This window comes from Salinimicrobium sp. 3283s (assembly GCF_039602225.1).
GTDB lineage: Bacteria > Bacteroidota > Bacteroidia > Flavobacteriales > Flavobacteriaceae > Salinimicrobium > Salinimicrobium profundisediminis.
The window spans coordinates 1,254,876-1,274,711 of the sequence record NZ_CP143631.1; the positions used below are offsets into that span (position 1 = coordinate 1,254,876).

Annotated in this window: 22 protein-coding genes; 4 read left to right on the forward strand and 18 right to left on the reverse strand. The window is 42.1% G+C overall.

Going from position 1 to position 19,836, the window contains the following annotated elements:
• Positions 1-134: 134 nt before the first annotated feature.
• Complete coding sequence (locus VS868_RS05540; protein WP_345599462.1) at positions 135-2,549, forward strand: ATP-binding protein; 2,415 nt, start codon at positions 135-137, stop codon at positions 2,547-2,549.
• Here the strand turns inward: VS868_RS05540 and VS868_RS05545 are convergent.
• The 9 genes from VS868_RS05545 to VS868_RS05585 all read right to left on the reverse strand — a co-directional run bounded on the left by VS868_RS05545 (position 2,539) and on the right by VS868_RS05585 (position 9,468).
• The gene (locus VS868_RS05545) at positions 2,539-3,879 is read right to left on the reverse strand and encodes a sigma-54 dependent transcriptional regulator (protein WP_345599463.1); all 1,341 of its coding nucleotides are present in this window, start codon (positions 3,877-3,879) and stop codon (positions 2,539-2,541) included. The two genes, VS868_RS05540 and VS868_RS05545, sit on opposite strands and share 11 nt — an antisense overlap.
• A gap of 274 nt (positions 3,880-4,153) precedes the next feature.
• Complete coding sequence (locus VS868_RS05550; RefSeq protein ID WP_345599464.1) at positions 4,154-4,492, reverse strand: hypothetical protein; 339 nt, start codon at positions 4,490-4,492, stop codon at positions 4,154-4,156.
• A gap of 185 nt (positions 4,493-4,677) precedes the next feature.
• Positions 4,678-5,082, reverse strand: coding sequence for an alternative ribosome rescue aminoacyl-tRNA hydrolase ArfB (gene arfB / locus VS868_RS05555; RefSeq protein ID WP_345599465.1), 405 nt, complete (start codon positions 5,080-5,082; stop codon positions 4,678-4,680).
• Between the two features lies 1 nt (position 5,083).
• Positions 5,084-6,634 (reverse strand): DUF4301 family protein, encoded by a 1,551-nt coding sequence (locus VS868_RS05560; RefSeq protein ID WP_345599466.1) that lies wholly within the window; start codon positions 6,632-6,634, stop codon positions 5,084-5,086.
• Positions 6,635-6,638: 4 nt separating this feature from the next.
• A complete protein-coding gene (locus VS868_RS05565; protein WP_345599467.1) occupies positions 6,639-7,202 on the reverse strand; it encodes an ATP-binding protein in 564 nt (187 codons plus the stop codon).
• Positions 7,160-7,795, reverse strand: a complete 636-nt coding sequence (pnuC, locus tag VS868_RS05570) for a nicotinamide riboside transporter PnuC (RefSeq protein WP_266071152.1) — start codon at positions 7,793-7,795, stop codon at positions 7,160-7,162. Before pnuC ends, VS868_RS05565 begins: the two co-directional genes overlap by 43 nt.
• Positions 7,779-8,039: a YkoF family thiamine/hydroxymethylpyrimidine-binding protein gene (locus tag VS868_RS05575; RefSeq protein ID WP_345599468.1), complete on the reverse strand. Its 261-nt coding sequence runs from the start codon at positions 8,037-8,039 to the stop codon at positions 7,779-7,781. Before VS868_RS05575 ends, pnuC begins: the two co-directional genes overlap by 17 nt.
• Before the next feature lie 86 nt (positions 8,040-8,125).
• Positions 8,126-8,833, reverse strand: coding sequence for a geranylgeranylglyceryl/heptaprenylglyceryl phosphate synthase (locus tag VS868_RS05580; protein WP_345599469.1), 708 nt, complete (start codon positions 8,831-8,833; stop codon positions 8,126-8,128).
• A complete protein-coding gene (locus VS868_RS05585; protein WP_345599471.1) occupies positions 8,833-9,468 on the reverse strand; it encodes a 4'-phosphopantetheinyl transferase superfamily protein in 636 nt (211 codons plus the stop codon). Before VS868_RS05585 ends, VS868_RS05580 begins: the two co-directional genes overlap by 1 nt.
• A gap of 62 nt (positions 9,469-9,530) precedes the next feature.
• Between VS868_RS05585 and ahcY the strand changes: the two genes are divergently transcribed.
• A complete protein-coding gene (gene ahcY, locus VS868_RS05590; protein WP_345599472.1) occupies positions 9,531-10,847 on the forward strand; it encodes an adenosylhomocysteinase in 1,317 nt (438 codons plus the stop codon).
• Positions 10,848-10,967: 120 nt separating this feature from the next.
• On the opposite strand, the gene VS868_RS05595 is transcribed toward ahcY, so the two are convergent.
• The 5 genes from VS868_RS05595 to VS868_RS05615 form a co-directional block, all read right to left on the reverse strand.
• The gene (locus VS868_RS05595) at positions 10,968-11,285 is read right to left on the reverse strand and encodes a DUF2007 domain-containing protein (RefSeq protein ID WP_345599473.1); all 318 of its coding nucleotides are present in this window, start codon (positions 11,283-11,285) and stop codon (positions 10,968-10,970) included.
• Positions 11,286-11,308: 23 nt separating this feature from the next.
• On the reverse strand, positions 11,309-11,626 hold the full coding sequence (locus VS868_RS05600; protein WP_345599474.1) for a hypothetical protein: 318 nt from the start codon (positions 11,624-11,626) through the stop codon (positions 11,309-11,311).
• A gap of 87 nt (positions 11,627-11,713) precedes the next feature.
• The gene (rpmA, locus tag VS868_RS05605) at positions 11,714-11,974 is read right to left on the reverse strand and encodes a 50S ribosomal protein L27 (protein ID WP_029033996.1); all 261 of its coding nucleotides are present in this window, start codon (positions 11,972-11,974) and stop codon (positions 11,714-11,716) included.
• Positions 11,975-12,001: 27 nt separating this feature from the next.
• On the reverse strand, positions 12,002-12,490 hold the full coding sequence (gene rplU, locus VS868_RS05610; protein ID WP_266071161.1) for a 50S ribosomal protein L21: 489 nt from the start codon (positions 12,488-12,490) through the stop codon (positions 12,002-12,004).
• Between the two features lie 93 nt (positions 12,491-12,583).
• Positions 12,584-13,048: a DUF4199 domain-containing protein gene (locus VS868_RS05615; RefSeq protein ID WP_345599475.1), complete on the reverse strand. Its 465-nt coding sequence runs from the start codon at positions 13,046-13,048 to the stop codon at positions 12,584-12,586.
• A gap of 171 nt (positions 13,049-13,219) precedes the next feature.
• Here VS868_RS05615 and VS868_RS05620 point away from each other — a divergent pair, with 171 nt between their 5' ends.
• Positions 13,220-14,539 carry a pitrilysin family protein gene (locus VS868_RS05620; RefSeq protein ID WP_345599476.1) on the forward strand — a complete coding sequence of 440 codons (1,320 nt, stop codon included), beginning with the start codon at positions 13,220-13,222 and terminating at the stop codon, positions 14,537-14,539.
• A gap of 14 nt (positions 14,540-14,553) precedes the next feature.
• Complete coding sequence (locus tag VS868_RS05625) at positions 14,554-16,620, forward strand: pitrilysin family protein (RefSeq protein ID WP_345599477.1); 2,067 nt, start codon at positions 14,554-14,556, stop codon at positions 16,618-16,620.
• A 137-nt stretch (positions 16,621-16,757) separates the two neighbouring features.
• Here VS868_RS05625 and VS868_RS05630 read toward each other — a convergent pair whose 3' ends face one another.
• From VS868_RS05630 to VS868_RS05645, 4 genes are all read right to left on the reverse strand, one after another.
• A complete protein-coding gene (locus tag VS868_RS05630; RefSeq protein WP_266069993.1) occupies positions 16,758-16,928 on the reverse strand; it encodes a hypothetical protein in 171 nt (56 codons plus the stop codon).
• Positions 16,929-16,998: 70 nt separating this feature from the next.
• The gene (locus VS868_RS05635; protein WP_345599478.1) at positions 16,999-17,883 is read right to left on the reverse strand and encodes a DMT family transporter; all 885 of its coding nucleotides are present in this window, start codon (positions 17,881-17,883) and stop codon (positions 16,999-17,001) included.
• Positions 17,884-17,926: 43 nt separating this feature from the next.
• On the reverse strand, positions 17,927-18,502 hold the full coding sequence (gene gldD, locus VS868_RS05640; protein ID WP_345599479.1) for a gliding motility lipoprotein GldD: 576 nt from the start codon (positions 18,500-18,502) through the stop codon (positions 17,927-17,929).
• Positions 18,499-19,818, reverse strand: a complete 1,320-nt coding sequence (locus VS868_RS05645) for a gliding motility-associated protein GldE (RefSeq protein WP_345599480.1) — start codon at positions 19,816-19,818, stop codon at positions 18,499-18,501. Before VS868_RS05645 ends, gldD begins: the two co-directional genes overlap by 4 nt.
• Between the last annotated feature and the right edge of the window lie 18 nt (positions 19,819-19,836).

Genomic DNA, 19,836 nt, shown 5'->3' on the forward strand with positions numbered 1-19,836 from the left:
CTCAGCTTCCTCCTGCTTCCGCAGGACTTAGCACCCCTTTGAGACGCGGCAAAGGTAAATGCTTTTTTTCGATTTAACCTAATTTTTGAAGGTTTAGCACAGAAAGCTTTTAATTTTACACTTTCAAAGAAATCATGGCAAAAAAAAAGGCATCTATAACTTTCACCGTCTTTGCCGGTTATATCATTCTGGCCTCTCTCATGGGACTGGCGGTGTGGTTTATTTATAACCAGGTGACCGGTTATACCAGTTTAACTGAAAGGAGTAATGCCGGAAACCAAAAGCTGCTTTTGGTGGGAGAGGCCGCTACCAAGCTGTATGAGGCCGAAAGTCTTAGCAGGAAGCTCATTCAAAGTGCTAACCTGGAAGGCCTTGATACCTACAATGCCAAAATTGATTCTATTAAATTCACCCTCGCCTCGCTGCAGAATTTTAGAACTGACAGTTCTCTGGACAGGGAAATTGACAGCATAAATACACTACTTAGCCAAAAGAGCGAAAACCTCGAAGAACTGCTGGAGCTTAGAGCCCGCGGAGAAACCGACAGCTATTACGCCAGGGTACTTTCAGAATTACAGCGGGTAGATGAGAATTTTGAAAGCCGAAATTACGACCAGCGTTTTAAAGACCTGCAGCCGCACCAGCGGCAATTACTTATAAAGCTGCTGCAGTACTCAAATGAGCAGAGCCCAAAACCTCCAGGGATCACCATAGATTCCCTGGTCAATTCAGTAAAAAGCGTACTGGGCCAGCTGGAAACACAGGAGCGGCGCTACCGGCAGGAACTGGAAAATAAAGAAGACCAGTTACTGGCCAATGAGATACAGCTCAACAACAGGTTACGCACCTTGTTAAGTACTTTAGAGACTGAAGAAAGAATGGCGTCTATGGACCAGGTAGAGGCCTGGCAAAATACCGTAGAAGACACTTCCAGGATCATCCTCTTCCTGGCAATTGCAAGTCTGCTGGTAATTTTAACCTTCGTGTTCCTGGTAGTGAAAGACGTTTCTAAGAGTCAGCAGTACAGGCAGGAGCTGGAGGCTGCAAAGACTTATGCGGAATCGCTACTCTCCAGCCGCGAACAATTTATGAACACGGTTACACACGACTTAAGGTCGCCCCTGAACACCATCATTGGATATACAGGTTTACTCGAAAAAAGTGAGCTCAACAAATCCCAGAACAGGTACCTGCGACAGCTTAAACGATCATCAGATTACCTGCTGCGACTTGTGAACGACCTGCTGGACCTGTCGCGGCTTGAAGCGGGAAAAATGTCTATTGATACCCTGGCTTTTAATCCGAAAAACCTGATTGAAGAATCCGTAGAAAACGCTGTTCCCCCTGAAAAGCCACGGGATGTGGAAGTTCTGGTAGAAATAGCACCCGAACTGGACAGGCCGGTAATTACAGACCCATTCAGAATTAAACAAATACTTACAAACCTGGTAAACAACGCCTGCAAGTTTACACCGCAGGGCAGCGTGCAGGTAAAAGCCGGACTGGAGCAGGAGAAAAATCATCCCATATTGTTCATTGAAGTGAAAGACACAGGAATAGGGATTTCAAAAGAACAGAAAGAGAAGGTTTTTGAAGAATTTTCACAGGAAGATAGCAGCATAGAAAAGCGCTACGGCGGCACCGGACTCGGCTTGTCTATAAGCAAGAAACTCACCGATCTTTTAGGCGGAAAAATAAGCCTGGAAAGTGAACCCGGAAAAGGCAGCACCTTTTTAATCAGGATCCCGGTAGAATATGCTGCCACTAATGAACAGCCTGCAGCCCCCCGGAACCTGCCGATAGTAGATCCCGAAAAGATCTCTGTGCTCATTGTAGATGATGAACCGGCGCAACTGGGATTGCTAAAAGAATTGATACGCAATGCAGGTATGTCTTATCGCACTGCACACAACGGGAAAGAGGCTTTAAAAGAAGTAAAGGCCTTCCCGCCACACCTGGTACTTACAGATATTCAAATGCCAAAAATGGACGGTTTTGAACTGCTCCGAAAAATCAGGAAAGAACCTAAATTGCAAGACCTCCCGGTGATTGCCCTCTCAGGCAGGCCAGACGTTAGTGCAGCAGACTATCTAAAAAGGGGATTTAGCGGCAGTCTTTTTAAGCCTTATTCTCCGGGTGAATTACTGGATCTTATTGGCGACCTGCTGGACCTACAATTAAAAACCCTGCCTCCGGCTACAACCACTTCAACCCAGCCACAAAAGAACTATACCTTAACCGAGATCAGGAACTTTGCAGGAGAAGATCCTGAAGCTATGGATGCCATTTTAAACGCATTTATTGAAAGCACCAGGTCTAACCTGGTCTTACTGCAAATGGCCCATCAAAAAGGGCAAAAAGAGAAGGTCTCTGCCGTAGCGCATAAGATGTTGCCTATGTTCAGGCAGCTGCAGGTGCCACATTTGATACAGAAACTTGTGATTTTAGAAAATGCCAGTGGTACAGAAACAGAAAGCATCGATGTGCCTTCTCTGGCACAAGAGGTGAATAAGCTTCTGGAAAACCTTCAGGAAGAGATTACAGGTTAATACCGTATTGCTTCAGTTTGTTGTACAGGGTTTTCCTGTCAATTGACAGCAATTTTGCAGCCTTACTTTTATTCCCCCGGGTTTTTTCAAGCGCATCCAGGATCATTTCCTGTTCATTCTTGTTTTTGAAGAGGCTGTAATCCTGTTCTTCAGGCTCCTCTTTGGCCGCAAGTACTTCGGAAGGTAAACAACTGGAAGAAATATACTCTCCTGTTGAAAGTAAAACAGCTCGTTTTACAACATTTTTGAGCTCCCTGAGATTGCCTGGCCAATTATACCTTTTAAATGCAGCAATGCTCTTTTCAGAAAAACCTGAAATATCTTTTTCCAGTTCTTCGTTGGCACTGTCAAGAAAATAATTGGCAAACACCATAAGGTCTTCTTTCCTGTCTTTCAAAGAAGGGACTTTAATAGAAAATTCATTGAGACGGTGGTAAAGGTCTTCTCTAAAATCGCCTTTTTTGACAGCTTCTGAAAGATCTTCATTGGTAGCCGCAATCACCCTGATGTTCACATGGATCTCTTCATTACTGCCCACGGGTTTTACCTTGCGTTCCTGCAAAGCGCGCAACAACTGCACCTGTAATTCGTAACTGAGATTCCCAATTTCATCCAGGAAAAGCGTCCCGCCGTTGGCAGCTTCAAAATGCCCGGTCTTATTATTTACCGCTCCCGTAAAAGAGCCTTTTACATGCCCGAAAAATTCACTGGAAGCCAGTTCGCGCGGAATGGCTCCACAATCTACCGCAACAAATGGCGCTGCATTTCGCTTGCTTTTCTGGTGGATACTTTTCGCGATCTGTTCCTTTCCCGTACCACTTTCACCCATTATGAGCACAGACATATTGGTAGGCGCAACAAGATCTATATAATTATTAAGCTTGGAAGAAGCCTCGCTCCCACCTTTAATGTAGGTATCCTGAGGTGCAGAGGTTTCAGGTTTTTTGGGAGAGGCCACTTTAGGAACAGTGGGATTCTTTACAGCTGCCTCAATCGCATTCATGATCACCTCGGGATGAAATGGCTTGGCTATGTAGTCTAATGCTCCTTCTTTAATTGCATTTACAGCCATACTAATTTCGGCATAGCTCGTCATCATAATGACCCCCGTATTTTCTCCTTTTTGATTTACAGCCTGCAGGATCTCGAGCCCCTCCTTATCGGGGAGACGCACATCTGAAATCACCAGGTCGTATTTATTTTTAGCAACCAGGTTAAGGGCTTCAGTTGCAGTGTACACGGCATCAACTTCACATTCCTTTTTTACCAGGAAAGTCTTGAGCATAGTACAGAATGCTACATCATCTTCAACTAAGAGAATTTTAGTCATTGGTATTTTTAAATAGTAACAAAATTACAGTTTTCCCACCCCTCAAGACCAAAAATAAACATAAAAAAGAGAGCTACAATCATAGCCCTCTTTTTTGAACATTCTCCATTTTTCAAATCTCCTCTGTTGGCTTTATACCACACCAGAAGGTTGGCGGTTCCGGGGTAGCAATTACTCAGGTAATACATCTTCCGCGGGAGATCTGCCACCAGGAGTCGGTTTCTCCTTTAGTTTAGTGGTAGCGATCAGATTACTGCTCTGAACAGTTCCTTGATTACTTTTTGTCCTTCTCTATCCAATTACCTTCGGCATCGGCATAAAGCTCTTGCTCCTCACCATCGGCAGTGGTCAATTTCAGCTTAAATTTTTGTGCGCCTTCGTGTTCTTTCACATAGGCTTCAGCAATAGTGCCCCCCGCATAATCACGTTCTACAGCTTGCTTTACAGCAGCAGGCAGTTCCTGAACTTCAATTTGTGTAAAATCATCCTGGGCTCTTTGAACCACTGTTTCTTCTACCTCAACCTGCGTTTGAGCTACTTTTTGGGCTGTAAGATTTTGAGCTGAAAATAACATTGCAGATGCAGCGAATACTGTAAGACATACCTTTTTCATAGTTTAAGTTTTTTTGGGTTTAATGTTTTAGTTTTAGTCTGATAAGTCTAAAGGGAAAACCGGGCCATTCTGGCACATGAACAACAAACCCCCTGTGACACAGGGGTTTTGGCTATTTTTAGTGAAGTAAAGTTTGTGCGGTAATTTAGATTTTTCCCCACCCACTTGTAGAAATATTCCTCATTTCAATCTTTTAAAGGGTCTTTGCGGGTAGCCTTCTTTTCTGAAAGTTTCTTTTTCTCTCTTAGCCGCTTCAGTTTTGCTGCTTTTGGTGTTTTGGTCTTCTTTCGGACCTTCGGTTTTACAATAGCCTGTTTAATTAGTTCCAGAAACCTTTGGGTAACGATCTCCTTATTTTTATGCTGACTTCGTGATTCATCGCACTGCAAGATCAACTCTCCCGAATTTGTAAGCCGGGATGACAATTTCTTCAATGCGCGCTGCTTTTCTTCTTCTGAAAGTCCTGCGGTCTCCTCCAGCCTAAAATGCAGCTCGACTTTTGAGGAGACCTTGTTCACATTCTGGCCCCCTGCACCCGAACTTCTTACGGCCTTATAGTCAGCTTCCTGTATGAGTTGTTGTTCATCCAACTTACTGTACCTGGTGTGAAGATTTTAAAAGATCGGCTACAGTTTTCACCGGATTAAAGGTCTCTACCGGCACCTCCACAAAGATGGTATTCCAGTAGGCCATACCACCGTTCCACAAGCCTGGCAGCTCTAAGGCCTTAAGTTCTTTCCCGTCTTTTGTTTTATTTGCAATGAAGCTGGTATCCTCATCAACGTACTCGTCAAGATCAAATTTGCCTCCGCGGTAATCTTTGGTAGAACATACTATATCTACAGGGTTAAAGTGGGTAGCTTCATTAGCTATCTTGCTCTGCTGATAATTTTCGTGATCTATCTGTGCACTTTCTACAATTTGCAAAGAGATCTTACCATCCTTATGAGTTACCCAGAAAGGGCCTCCTCCCGGTTCCCCTTCATTTTTAACCATACCACAAACGCGAATTGGCCTGTTGAGAAGGTTCTTTATTACTGAAGGTTTTTCCTCTTCAGTAAGATCTTCGAAATTGACACTGAGCCCTGCATTTAATTCCTTCTGAAGGAAATCTGCTATCTCCTGAAGTTTATCTACTGAGGCACCTTGCTCCAGCTGTTCAAGATATTTGAATACCTTCTCCTGCAGCTGCAGCAACTTTCCTCCCAACATTTTTTTACAAGAAGCAAGAAGTTCCCTGTTCTTTGGGATCACTACATTGTCAATGTTCTTTATAAAGATAAGGTCGGCCTCCTGGTCATTCAGGTTCTGGATGAGGGCACCGTGACCACCGGGCCTAAAGAAGATCTCCCCGTTTTCATCCCTAAATGGTTCATTTTCTTTGGTAACCGCAACAGTATCGGTTTTTGGATCCTGGTAAGAATAAGAAATCTCAAACCTGTAGCCTGTTTCCCGTTCCAGACGGGGCACTACTTCCCTGGCTTCCTCTTCAAATTTTTCCCTGTGCTCTTTGGCAACAGTAAAATGGATACGTACTTTCTTACCGGAAGCCGCGTAATCTATAGCTTCTACTAAATGTTCCTCAAAAGCTGTGGCAAGATGGTCATCATATTTATGGAATGGCACGAGACCTTTAGGTTGATCTCCAAGATCTAATCCATCCTCCTGCAGCATGTATTTTACGAACAAATACTGCTGACGGTCTTCTGGCATTTCTTCGTAACCCGGGGTAGCCTGGACAGCCCTTTTCTTTACCTCATTGTAAAAAGGAAGATCCTTTATACGGTTAAAAAATACTTCGAGGCTCTGCTCATTCTTTTGATCTATATATTCATCGAGGTTTTCATTTTCGGGATCAAATTCCTTCAGCAGATTGTAAAAAGCTTTAAACATTCGGGTGGCTGCGCCCGATGCCGGCACGAATTTGAGGAGATTGAGGTCATCCTTTCGGGATTCGTAAAGTGCTGTAAGTTCGTTTTTCTTTTCTTCGGAAAATGAGAGGATTCCGTTTTTTACTGTAGCTGCCTCCCTGATGTTAACTACGATATTTCCTCTTTTAAAGATCTCAATTTGCTCTTCTACTTTTTCGGGAGAGATCCCTTTCTCCCTAAAATGGGAGATGTACTTTTCACTAAAGTCCAATGGTCTATTTTTTTAGTTGATCAATAATTTTTACCGCCATTTCCAGCCGCTGCTGCAAGTCACCTTCCAGGATGCGGTAGGGTAAATGGTTGTCATCAAGGGCTTTTTTAAATCTGGCGAACATTTCATCCCTGTCTTCAGGGCGGTCGCGAAGATCATCTTCAACCCAGGGAACATCAATATACGTTAAAAAATACAGATCGTACTGTGCCTTTAACGCATGTTTAAGAAGGACTTGATCAACAAATTCGTTGTAATAGGCACGGCTGTAGACTACCAGTTCAAGCAGGTTGGTATCGCAAAAAAGATATTTACTGGCTTTAGCTTCCTTCAGGTTTTCAATGGCCATCTGGCCACGGGCTATAGGCAGGAGATCGTGGGGTTCGCAGGTCTCCTGCTGTTCATCCCACTTCTTTTGCAGGTATTCCCTCATATATTCGGGCACCCACTGCGTATTGTAGTGTTTGGCCAGCATTTGGGCCAGAGTGGTTTTTCCTGTAGACTCGGGTCCAAACAGGACGATTTTTATGACATCACGTGACCGCCGCTGCTCAAGCTCTTCTTCCATGTTTTATATCCATAAACTGCGATTATTGTGAACAAAAGGTACTGCAAACTGGTAAAAGTGAGCCCCTTGTAAAAATATAATGGCACAGAAATAATATCACCCACGATCCAGTAGATCCAGTTTTCGAGTTTTTTTCGTGCCATGAGCCACATACCCACAAAAAATATGGCCGTGGTCACGGTGTCTACATAAGCGGTCCAGCTATTCCACTTGTCAAAATACTCGTAGATCCCAAAAGTAAAAGCCATGGTAGCAACAAAAATGATGAGGCTCCAAAAATGCTCTTTTTGAGTGGTGGTGGTGATGGGAATGTAATGCCGGGCATCTACCTTGCGCGTCCATACATACCAGCCGTAAATACTCATGGTAGAATAATATACGTTGATCATCATATCTCCCAGCAGCTCCCACTGCCACAGCAGGTAAACAAAGATGACGGTACTAATAATTCCGGTGGGGTAAACCAAAATATTCTCCTGCTTGGAATACCATACCGAAAGAAACCCGAACACCACCGCAATGAGTTCTAAAATTATGTAAAGCGTAGGATAATCTGAATACTGCTGAAAAAAGAAATCAAAAATCGGCTGCATAATCGCTTCTGTTTCCCTTTACAAGTTTCATGGTAAGCAATACATGATCTGAAGCCTGAAAAGTTTCCCTCACCTCTTCAGTAAGAAATTCCATCACCTTGTCGTATTCCCCGTAAATTTGGGTGCTCAAAGGATTTTCCATTACAGTTAACCCCGAACTGCGAAGTTTCTTAATAAAGGCTTTAATTGGCGCTTCAAAATCATCCTGAAGCGGAGTAAGAGCAAGTTCTACTGAAATTTGCATGTTGATAGTTTTTGTCTTCTCAAAATTAGGAAGATTAAGACGTAAAACAGGCCTTTTTGAAAACTTTTGCTACGACTGAAAAAAATTCAGAGAAAAAAATGCCCTTTTTCAAAGGCTGTACCTATCACCACCATATTGGCCCCGGCACGGTAAGCAGCTTCAAGCTGTTCTTTAGTTCTTATGCCCCCGCCAACAATAACGGGCAATTGCACTGCTTCTTTTACTGCGGAAATTATTCCTGCTGCAACAGGAATATTTGCGCCGCTACCGGCTTCCAGGTAAATAAGACGTTTCCCCATATATTTTCCGGCCATGGCAGTGTCTACAATTTGTTGTACATCCTTCTGCGGAAGCGGCTGGGTTTTGCTGGCCCTTTGTACGGCAGTTTCCTTTCCGCCATCTATGAGCAGATAGGCCGTGGGAATGATTTCGAGCCTGGTTTTTGAAATAAGAGGCACAGATCTCACCTGCTGCCCAATCAGGTAGTCGGGGTTTCTTCCGGAGAGCAGGCTTAAAAAAAGGAGCGCATCGGCTTTACCTGAAATTTGCTGGTGGTCACCCGGGAAAAGCACTACGGGTAGATGGGTTTCGGCTTTAATAGCTTTTGTACATTCTTCTACCGCTTCAGGCGTACAGGTACTGCCTCCAATAAAAATATGGGTAGTCAAAAATGGCATTTTCCGAAGGAATTTTTGAGCAGTGCTGCAGTCGAATTTTTCAGGATCTATTAATACCGCCAGCATTTTTGTGCCGGCTTTTTCCGCAGTAATGATTCCCTCCAGTACCTTTGGCATTAAGAGACTTTTCGAAGGGTATAGACACAGGTGAAACCTTCAAATTCGGTAAATTCGAATTCATACCAGCTGGTTTGGCCGTTAAAAGTAATCTTCCCGGTGGTCTTCTGCTCATCAAAATCGAAATCGGTAATATTAATGTGCTGCAAAAAACTCACTTTTGGCTGGGCGTAGAGTTTGTACACAGCTTCTTTGGCGCCCCAAACAATAGTGAGCTTTCTAATAAGTGCATCGGTGTTTGCGAGGGTCCTGTACTCTTCTATAGGAGTGAATTTTGGTGCAATTAAGAGGATTTTTTCCCGCTGTTTCTCAATATCGATCCCAACTTCCCTGTCACTCACAATAATTCCGGAGAAATTAAAGGAATGAGTGATAGAAATATATTTGCCATCGCGCAGGTGGGGTTTTCCCGCTTCATCATAAAAGAGGTCGCTGTCTTCATAACCTGCTTCGGCAAGTAAATGCCGTACACTCATAAATCCGCGTCGGTGAATATCACTTTTCATCCCCTGCACCCTTTCGCTGCATAAGGGGGTGAGGGTTATGCCTTTACTTAACTCTTCAAAAGACTCTTCGATCTTCCAAATGAGCACATTAGTAGCTTTATTTATTGTTATTCTTTTGTAAAGGGGCATATATAACTCTTAGATATTCTGTATTTTTGCATTTCTGAATATGCTAAATCAAATATAATAATATGTCAACTAAAACAGAGCCTTATACCCAGTATAAAGTGAAAGATATTTCCCTGGCAGAATGGGGAAGAAAAGAGATAGAACTTGCCGAAGCCGAAATGCCGGGTCTTATGTCCCTGCGTGAGGAGTATGGAAAAGAGCAGCCTTTGAAGGGTGCGCGCATTGCCGGTTGCCTTCACATGACTATCCAGACTGCTGTGCTTATAGAGACTCTTGTAGCCCTTGGTGCCGAAGTAACCTGGAGTTCATGTAATATATTTTCTACACAAGACCAGGCTGCCGCTGCAATTGCCGCTGCCGGAATTCCCGTTTATGCCTGGAAAGGGATGAATGCTGAAGAATTTGACTGGTGTATCGAGCAAACGCTTTTCTTTGGAGAAGATCGCAAGCCACTAAACATGATCCTTGATGACGGAGGTGACCTTACCAACATGGTACTGGACAAATACCCCGAACTTGCTGAAGGGATTAAAGGCCTTTCTGAAGAAACCACTACCGGAGTTCACAGGCTTTACGAGCGCATGAAGAACGGAACGCTTCCTATGCCCGCCATCAATGTGAACGACTCTGTAACCAAGTCAAAATTCGACAACAAGTACGGATGTAGAGAAAGTGCGGTAGATGCAATTCGTCGTGCTACAGATGTGATGCTTGCAGGTAAAAGAGTTGTGGTTTGTGGATATGGCGACGTTGGTAAAGGTACTGCTGCTTCTTTTAGAGGTGCAGGATCAATAGTTACCGTTACAGAGATTGATCCAATTTGTGCTCTGCAGGCTGCAATGGACGGATTTGAAGTAAAGAAACTTGAAACCGTACTGCCAAAAGCTGATATCGTTATTACCACCACCGGGAATAAAGACATCGTTCGTGCCAAGCATTTTAAGGCAATGAAAGATAAGACCATTGTTGCTAACATTGGACACTTTGACAATGAGATACAGGTAGCCTGGCTGAATGAAAACTACGGAAGCACAAAATCTGAGATCAAGCCACAGGTTGACAAATACACTATTGACGGGAAAGATATCATCCTTCTTGCTGAAGGTCGTCTTGTAAACCTTGGATGTGCCACAGGACACCCAAGTTTTGTAATGAGTAACTCTTTTACAAACCAGACCCTGGCCCAGATCGAACTTTGGAAGAATACAGACCAGTACGAGAACAAAGTTTATATGCTTCCGAAGCATTTAGATGAGAAAGTAGCTGCCCTTCACCTTGAAAAGATTGGTGTGGAACTCACAGAACTTTCTGAAGAACAAGCCAAATATATTGGAGTAACTGTTGAAGGTCCGTTTAAACCGGAGTATTATAGATATTAGTATTGAGATATGAGATATTAGACGGAAAATCTTGAATCCCCAGGATTATCCCTTATTCATTACTCATTATACCTTTAAAAAATCCTCTTCAAAAATGTCATTTTTGGAGGGGATTTTTTTTTAACCCCTCATGAACATGTTGATGAAGAAGGCTGCGAAAATGACACAAATGAGGGCTATGACCAGCCACAACCAGAATTTTGACATAGACACCGCACTTTCTTTTGAAGCAGAACCATCTAAAAATCCGTTTTCCCTGAGAAGGGCTTCAGCCCTTTTCTTATCATTGTCATGAACTTCTATTCTTACTCCCAATGCGAAATTGGTGTTTGCAGCCTCATCAAAAATCCTGTACCTCACATTATTTTGCTCAAAAATATTCTTAAGCAGGATGATCTGGTTTTGTGCTGAAGTCTCAAAAATGGTAGAATAGCTCATAATTTCCTGGTTGGTATAAGTTTTTATTCCACATTCATAAACATGAGAATAGCCACTGCTACTATGATAATGATGAATGCGGCGAGAAAGATGAAGATCCATCTCCTGCCCGCCGTCCTTCTCCTAACCGGAGCATGTGCCTGACTGGCGGTAAGAAAGCCGGTTTGATCGAGAAGTTCTCTTGCTTTACCCTTGTCATCCTCGGTAACCTGCACTCTTTTTACTTCTCCTTTTTCATCTGCTTCGGTGACCCGGTAATCAATCCCTTCTTCGCTATACACCCTTTTCAGGACTGCAACTTCATTTTCGTCTTTTGTAGAGTAAATTGTGAAGTACTTCATGCTCCTGAATTTTACGGTTTCCTATAAAGATAAAAAAACCCTTCTGAATAAATTCAGAAGGGTTTTTTTATCTTAAAAATTAAGATCTTAAGCCTGGAACGGTTCTATAGAAACGTAAGACTTGTTGTCTTTCTTTTTAGTAAATTTTACAATACCATCAACTCTGGCATGTAAAGTATGGTCTTTTCCGGCATACACATTCTCACCTGGATTGTGCGCAGTACCTCTTTGTCTAACGATGATGTTCCCAGCAATGGCAGCCTGTCCTCCAAAGATCTTCACACCTAAGCGTTTCGATTCAGATTCCCTACCGTTCTTGGAACTACCAACTCCTTTTTTGTGAGCCATTTCTTTTTACTTTTTACTGTTAAACGTTTAGCTTAAAGCAGCTATCAATTCGGCTTTTTTCATTGAAGAATATCCTTCAACTCCTTTTTCTTTAGCCATTTCACGAAGTTCGGCAACTGTGTTATTGCTAAGGTCGTTATTGGAAGCTTTATCTTCTTTAGTTGATTTTGCTTCTTCTTTCTTAGCTGAAGTTGCTTTTTTACCGTTTACAGAAATTCCTTCAATAGAAATTTCGGTAAGAGCCTGGCGGTGTCCATTCTTTACACGGTAACCTTTTCTTCTTTTCTTTTTGAAGACAATTACCTTGTCTCCTTTTAGGTGCCTGGTGATTTTAGCATCAACCAAAGCTCCTTCTATAGCTGGGGCGCCTAAAGTGATGTTGTCACCGTCACCTGTAAGAAGAACTTTATCGAAAGAAACACTGTCTCCTTCTTCTCCTGCAAGCCTGTGAACAAATACCTTCTGGTCTTTTGCAACTTTAAATTGCTGCCCTGCTATCTCTACAATTGCGTACATAGCGTCTTTAATTAAGGGTTTACGTTCTCGCCCTGAGATTTTTCAAGGCGGGTGCAAATATACTCCTAATTAATTAATTTGCAAAGGCTTTATTTAATATGTATGTTTCTTACCCTCAGAGGTATTCCATGAAGGTTTATACAGCTGGATAATGGCAAGGGTTACCACCAGAGAAGTAGCAAAGCCCATAAGCGCAACGGTGAACACCAGCATTCCTATATTTACAAACCAATCGGTTTCCCACATGGTGATAAGTTCTTCAGAAAAACTGGGGTTAAGCTCACTGGTGTACACAGCAAAAAAAGCGGTAAAAATAACGGTTGCCACAAAGCCGGCCGTAAGACCTGCCATAAAGCCTTTTTGATATTTAAATTTTCCCAGCTTTTTATCCCGGTACTTTTTTATGGCTAGAAAGATTCCCCCTCCTGTAATGACCATGTTAAAAACACTGTAAGCGGGGTTCTGGTGTAAATCAAAAAGAGATAACAACAAGAAGTAGCCTATTAATGCAATAGCGATATAAATTCCATATATTAATGGAACAGATGATCTTCTCATGAGTTGGGTTTTGTGATTTTTATAAATTTCCAAAAAATAAGAAGAAATATGCCTTAAGAGCTTGTTAATTTAGAATTTTCTGTACATTTCAACCCTAAGCATGAAGAATTTGTGTAACAAATTCCCACTTCATATTACTTATAAACTGTATTTAATAAAAACCATACTATAATGATCAACAAACTTAAGTTAGCTGCCCTTGGCCTTTTCCTTGGAGTAACGGGAACGGCTCAGGAAGTTGAATTCATCGAGTACACTCTCGATAACGGTCTTGATGTGATATTGCACAAAGACAACTCGGCACCGGTAGTCACTACCTCAGTAATGTACCACGTAGGCGCCAAAGATGAAAATCCTGAAAGAACCGGCTTTGCACACTTTTTTGAACACCTTCTTTTTGAAGGCACCAAAAACATCCCAAAAGGGGAATGGTTCAAAATTGTTAGCTCAAATGGAGGGTCAAACAATGCAAATACCTCCGATGACCGCACTTACTATTATGAAATATTCCCTTCTAACCAGCTGGAGCTGGGGCTTTGGATGGAATCTGAGAGAATGATGCACCCGGTAATTAACCAACAGGGAGTAGATACTCAAAACGAAGTAGTGAAAGAAGAAAAAAGACTTAGGGTAGACAATGCACCTTACGGAAACATTCTGGCTGCAGTAAAGGAAAACCTTTATGAAAAACACCCTTACCGCTGGGCTACAATAGGTTCTATGGATCATCTTGATGCTGCTACTCTTGAAGAGTTTCGCGCATTCAATGAAAAATTCTATGTGCCTAACAATGCTACTCTTGTAGTTGCAGGAGATATAGAGATCGAAAAGACCAAAGAAATTATCAAAGACTATTTTGGTCCTATTGAAAAAGGAGCGCCTGTAGTAAAAGAAAGCTTTGTTGAAGAGCCCATTACCCAAGAAATCGAAGCCAAATATCACGATCCAAACATCCAGATCCCGGCTATTGTACTTGCCTGGAGAACGCCTTCTATGAAAGAGCGCGATGCTTATGTACTCGATATGATCTCTTCTGTACTTTCTGACGGAAAATCTTCCCGCCTTTACAAAAAACTGGTAGACGATCAAAAACAAGCTCTCCAAATTGGAGCCTTTAACATTGCCCAGGAAGATTACGGGCAGTATGTTGTTTTTGGTCTTCCTCTTGGAGAAACTAAACTTGACACCCTTGTTGCTGAAGTTGATGAAGAAATTGAAAAACTTCAGACAGAATTGATCAGCCAGAGAGAGTACGAGAAACTTCAGAATAAATTTGAGAACAGATATGTGAACTCAAACAGCAGTGTAGCTGGTATTGCCAGCTCCCTGGCCACTTACCAGCAACTTTATGGAAATACCGACCTTATTAATGAGGAGATAGACATCTATAGATCTATTACCCGTGAAGAAATTAGAGACGTAGCCAAAAAGTACCTCAACGAGAATCAAAGATTGAAATTGGAATACCTTCCGAAGGAATCTGAACAATAAAATTTAATCACAAGATGAAGAACAAAATATTAGCCTTAGCAGTATTATTTCTTGCTACAACAGCGATTCAGGCTCAACAAATTGACAGAAGTCAACAACCAAAAGCAGGACCTGCACCAGAGATCAACCTGGGCACACCTGAAACTTTTACCCTCAAGAATGGATTAAAAGTACTGGTTGTTGAAAACCATAAATTGCCCCGTGTCTCTATGACCCTCACTATGGATAACCCTCCACATGCTGAAGGAGACAAGGCAGGAGTTTCTGAACTCATGGGCTCTGTACTGGGAGAAGGAACAAAAGATATCCCAAAAGATAAATTCAATGAGGAGATAGACTACCTGGGAGCAAGCGTGAATTTCTTTTCACGTGGTGCTTCAGCTAATACGCTTTCAAAATACTTCCCCAGAGTATTGGAGTTGATGAGCAAAGGAGCCCTGAACCCGAACTTTACACAGGAGCAATTTGAAACTGAAAAAGAAAGAGCTCTTGAAAACATAAAAGCTTCAGAAAAAGATGTGGCTTCAAATGCCCGCAGAATTAGTTCTGCCCTTAGCTACGGAAAGAACCACCCTTACGGAGAGTTCTCTACCAAAGAATCTATTGAAGCCTTGACTCTTGCAGATATCCAGGACTACTACAAGAACTATTACGTACCACAGAATGCTTACCTGGTGGTAATTGGAGATGTAAAGACTCCTGAAGTTAAGAAGCTTGTTGAAAAGAACTTTGCCAGCTGGAAGAAAAGCGAACTTCCAAAAAACACCCTGCAGGATGTGAAAAACGTTCCTGAAACTCAGGTGAACTTTGTCGATTTTCCAAATGCGGTTCAAAGTGAAGTACAGGTAACTAACACTATCCAGCTACAAAAAGGAGATCCGGACTATTTCCCTGTCCTTATCGCCAATAAGATTCTTGGTGGCGGTGGAGAAGCCAGGCTTTTCCTTAACCTTAGAGAAGACAAAGGCTACACTTATGGAGCATACTCCAGCACGGGAGATGACAAATATGTGGCCCGTTTTGTTGCAAGCGCAAGTGTGCGTAATGCAGTAACCGATTCTGCCGTTGTTGCTTTCCTTGATGAATTACACAGAATAAGGAACGAAAAAGTTTCTGCTGAAGAATTGGAAAACGCTAAGGCAAAATACACCGGAGACTTTGTTCTTGCTCTTGAGAGACCATCTACAATAGCCCAGTACGCCTTAAACATCGAAACAGATAACCTTCCGCAGGATTTCTACCAGAGGTATCTAAAAAAGATAAACGCTGTAACCGCTGAAGATATCCAGAGAGTAGCTAAAAAATACTACCTGGCAGACAATGCAAGGATCGTAGTTGTTGGGAAAGGAAGCGAAGTAGCCGAACCTCTCGAAAACCTCACTTACAATGGAAAGGATATTCCTGTAAAGTATTTTGACAAATATGCCAACGCCATCGAAAAACCAGACTACAACAAAAAGGTAGATCCGTCAATGACAGCTGCAAAAGTATTTGATAAATACATTCAAGCCGTTGGTGGAAAAGATGCCGTTAATGATATTGAATCTGTTTACATGATTGCACAAGCAGAGATTCAGGGTCAAAAAATGGATCTTGAGACAAAAGTTACTTCTTCCGGAAAATCATCTACTGTGATCTCTATGGGAGGAAATGTTGTACAAAAACAGATATTTAATGGAGCTACAGGTTTTGTTGCTGCGCAGGGACAAAAGATACCCTACACCGAAGAGCAGGTAGTTGCCGCAAAAGCTGAAGCCCACCCCTTCCCTGAAATGATTGCCGAAAATGCCACTTTAGAGGGGATAGAAGACGTAGATGGACAAGAAGCCTATGCAGTTAAAATGGATGAAACCACCACTAACTACTACAGTAAAGACAGCGGGCTAAAGGTCAAGCAAGTGAAAACCATGAAGCAGGGGCCACAAACCATGACTATTCCTATCACCTATAGTGATTACAGGGAAGTAGAAGGGGTTAAATTTCCTTTTCATCTATCTCAAACCATGGGAGCAATGACTCTTACCTTCCAGGTAAGTGATGTTAAAGTTAATGAAGACGTGACTGACGCAGACTTTGAATAAAAAACAAGATAAATTCAAACCTAAAAGCCGGTACTATTAGTACCGGCTTTATTTTTAACAATCCATAAAGATAAACCTGCTCCAAAAAAGGCATTTTTAACAATCCTTTTTCAGAATAAAAAAGATGGAGAGGTTAACTAGACGAATAATACTGTCTCAGGTTGAGACGAAACCAATTCTGTCTTCTCTTTTTTGATCGTATCATCTTTTTTCTGAAGATCAGCAAGTTCGGCGACTGCAAACTGCCAGGCAATCAAAAGAGAAAACCCAACAAAGCATGCAAAACCAAAAAACATTCTCTTTTTCATTTCATATAGGGATTAGAAATTCAATAGCAACGTAAAGTTAAGAAATAGTTAAAATACATCCAAATACATCCTAACTTATTTTTTTCCTGCTATTTACGATAAGAACTCCTGCTATAATAATCACCCCCGAGAAGATCTGAACAAAGCTAAATTCCTCCCCGTCAAGTACGCCCCAACCCACAGCCACTATAGGTACGAGATAGGTTACCGAGGTTGAGAAAACCGGATCTGAGATTTGAATAAGCTTGTTAAATACTATTAAAGCAGCACCTGTACCCACTACCCCGAGTATACCTATATACACTAAACTCATAGGCACATTTGGCGCAGAAAGGGTTTCTGCCGAAAAGAATCCTGTACTGGCGAGAACAATGAGAGCGGGTATGGCAATAACCATAAAATTACCCGTAGTAATGGCAAGGGCAGGTAGATTTTGAAGGTGTTTCTTAATGATATTAGCATTAAACCCGTAGAACAATGACGCCAGAATCACCAACAGGGAATACCAGTAATTTTGATCGGGATTAACCGTAGCACCACTCCAAATCAAAGCTGTGGTTCCCGCCAGCCCAACCATTACTCCCAGAAACTTCTTTTTCACAAAAGCTGCTTCAAAGAGAACGATCCCAATCAGCATGGAGAGCAACGGAGTTGTGGAATTGAGAATGGAAACAATAGCACTGTCTATCTCGGTTTCAGCAAAAGAAAACAGATAAGCCGGAAAAAATGTTCCACAAAAGCCCGAAATGCCAATCCACATCCATTGCTTTCCCTTTATGTGTTTTAGTGATCCAAGCCCAATAAGGGTAAGAAACAGTGCAGCAAAGACGGTGCGTAGGGAACCAACCTGTAAGGCAGTAAGACCCACCAGCCCCTTTTTGATAAGAATAAAAGAGCTGCCCCAAACCAGAGCAAGCAGGCAAAGATAAATCCATTTAAGGCTACTCCTGGGCATATTAAATTTTAAGCTGCCAAAAGTAAGAAACTACAGCAAGAAATTAGTCACTGCTATTTGATTGCCATTTCACAGTTTCCATAAGGTGCCTTATATCCTTCTTCAGGTAAGCTGCGGCGGGTAAGATAGAATCAAAGTTTGGCTGAGCCTCAAAATACACTGAGCCTGTAAGGAAATGACTGGTACTATCGGTGAGGTAGAACTGGGCCTGCGACGCTGCATCTCCCAAAACCTGATAGAACATACCGTAGGTGTTGTGATAATTGTTACTATATACTGACCCCTCGATAGCATCGGCTTTGATAGTGTGCCGCAAAGGCAATTTTTGGGCATCAGTAAGCAGGTAATCGAGATTGTTCTCTACCGACTGATATGTGATGAAGATAGTACCTTTTAAATGCGGATATTCCAGGTTTAACCAACACTCCTTCCCTACCCGTGAAGGCTGCACTACAGCTATAGAATTTTTCTCAAAACCGTAAGGACACCCGTCATTTGAATAGAAAACATACTTAGCCGCGGGATATTCTAAGGCCAGGTAGGCATTAGGTTTTGGCTGCACTTCATTGCCACATGAGACCAAACCTGCCAAAAATGTCAAAAAAATTATCCTTTTCATTCTCCGGTGATACTCACTTTAATTTGTTTTATCCGCTTCTTGTCTACAGCTTCAACCGTAAAACTATAACCGTCAAACAGTATTACATCGTTCTTTCGGGGGAAACTTCCTGAAATTTCAAGCAGAAAGCCGGCAAGTGTTTCGGCCTCCCCTTTATTCTCTTCAAATAATTCCGGATTATCTAGTTTTATGACCCTATAAAAATCCTTCAGCGGAGTCTTTCCTTCAAAAACGTAGTTATTTTCATCTAATTTTGAAAAGATAAGATCTTCATCATCAAATTCATCACTTATATCCCCTACAATTTCTTCAATAATATCTTCAAGAGAAATAAGTCCGCTGGTACCGCCATATTCATCTACCACAATGGCCAGGTGATTCTTTTTAATTTTGAAATCATTTAAAAGGTCGTCCAGCTTTTTATTTTCGGGCACAAAATAAGGCTCTCTTAGCAAGGAAGTCCATTCGTAATGCTCCTCTTCGAGAAAAGGCAGAAGGTCTTTTACATATAAAATACCTGTAACATTATCTATGTTCTCCTTATATACAGGAATACGGGAATATCCATTTTCTATGATCTCCGGAATAATCTCACTATAATCCTGAGTTTCGTTAAGTGCAAAAATATCCATTCGCGGCCGCATTACCTGTTTGGTATCGGTGTTCCCGAAAGAGACAATTCCACGTAAGATCTTTTGCTCCTCCTTGGTGGTATCATGCTGACTGGTTAGCTCCAGGGCCTGTGATAACTGATCAACGCTAAGCCCATGGCTCTTATTTCCCAGTCTTTGATGTATGCCGATAGTAACCGCCCTCATAGGAATACTTAAGGGGGAGAATAATTTATCGAGCACGTTAAGAGGGTAAGCCATAAAGTGCGAAAAAGCTACTTTATTGCGGCTGGCGTAAACTTTGGGCAAAATTTCTCCAAAAAGCAGGATGAGGAAAGTTACTACCACAACTTCCAGGAGAAACTGAAGATCTACTCCCATAAAGACCGTGTCAATATTTTCAAAGGCTGCATCGGTAAGGTTATCAAACAACAGGATAATAGCAATATTAATCATGTTGTTAGCAACCAGGATGGTGGCCAGCAATTTTTTCGGTTTATCGAGCAGGCTTATAACAATCTGTTCTTTTACGCTCCTCTTAGACTCTTCCACCTCAAAATCGGCTGGCGTTAGCGAGAACATTGCTACCTCGGCACCCGAAATTAGGGCAGAGCAAACCAGCAAAAGCATTGCCGTAACAACACCTAATAGCTGCGGAAGGTTATCAACAAAAAGAGGTATAAAACTGTCAGGATCGGGATCCAAATGTGTAACTTTTAATTA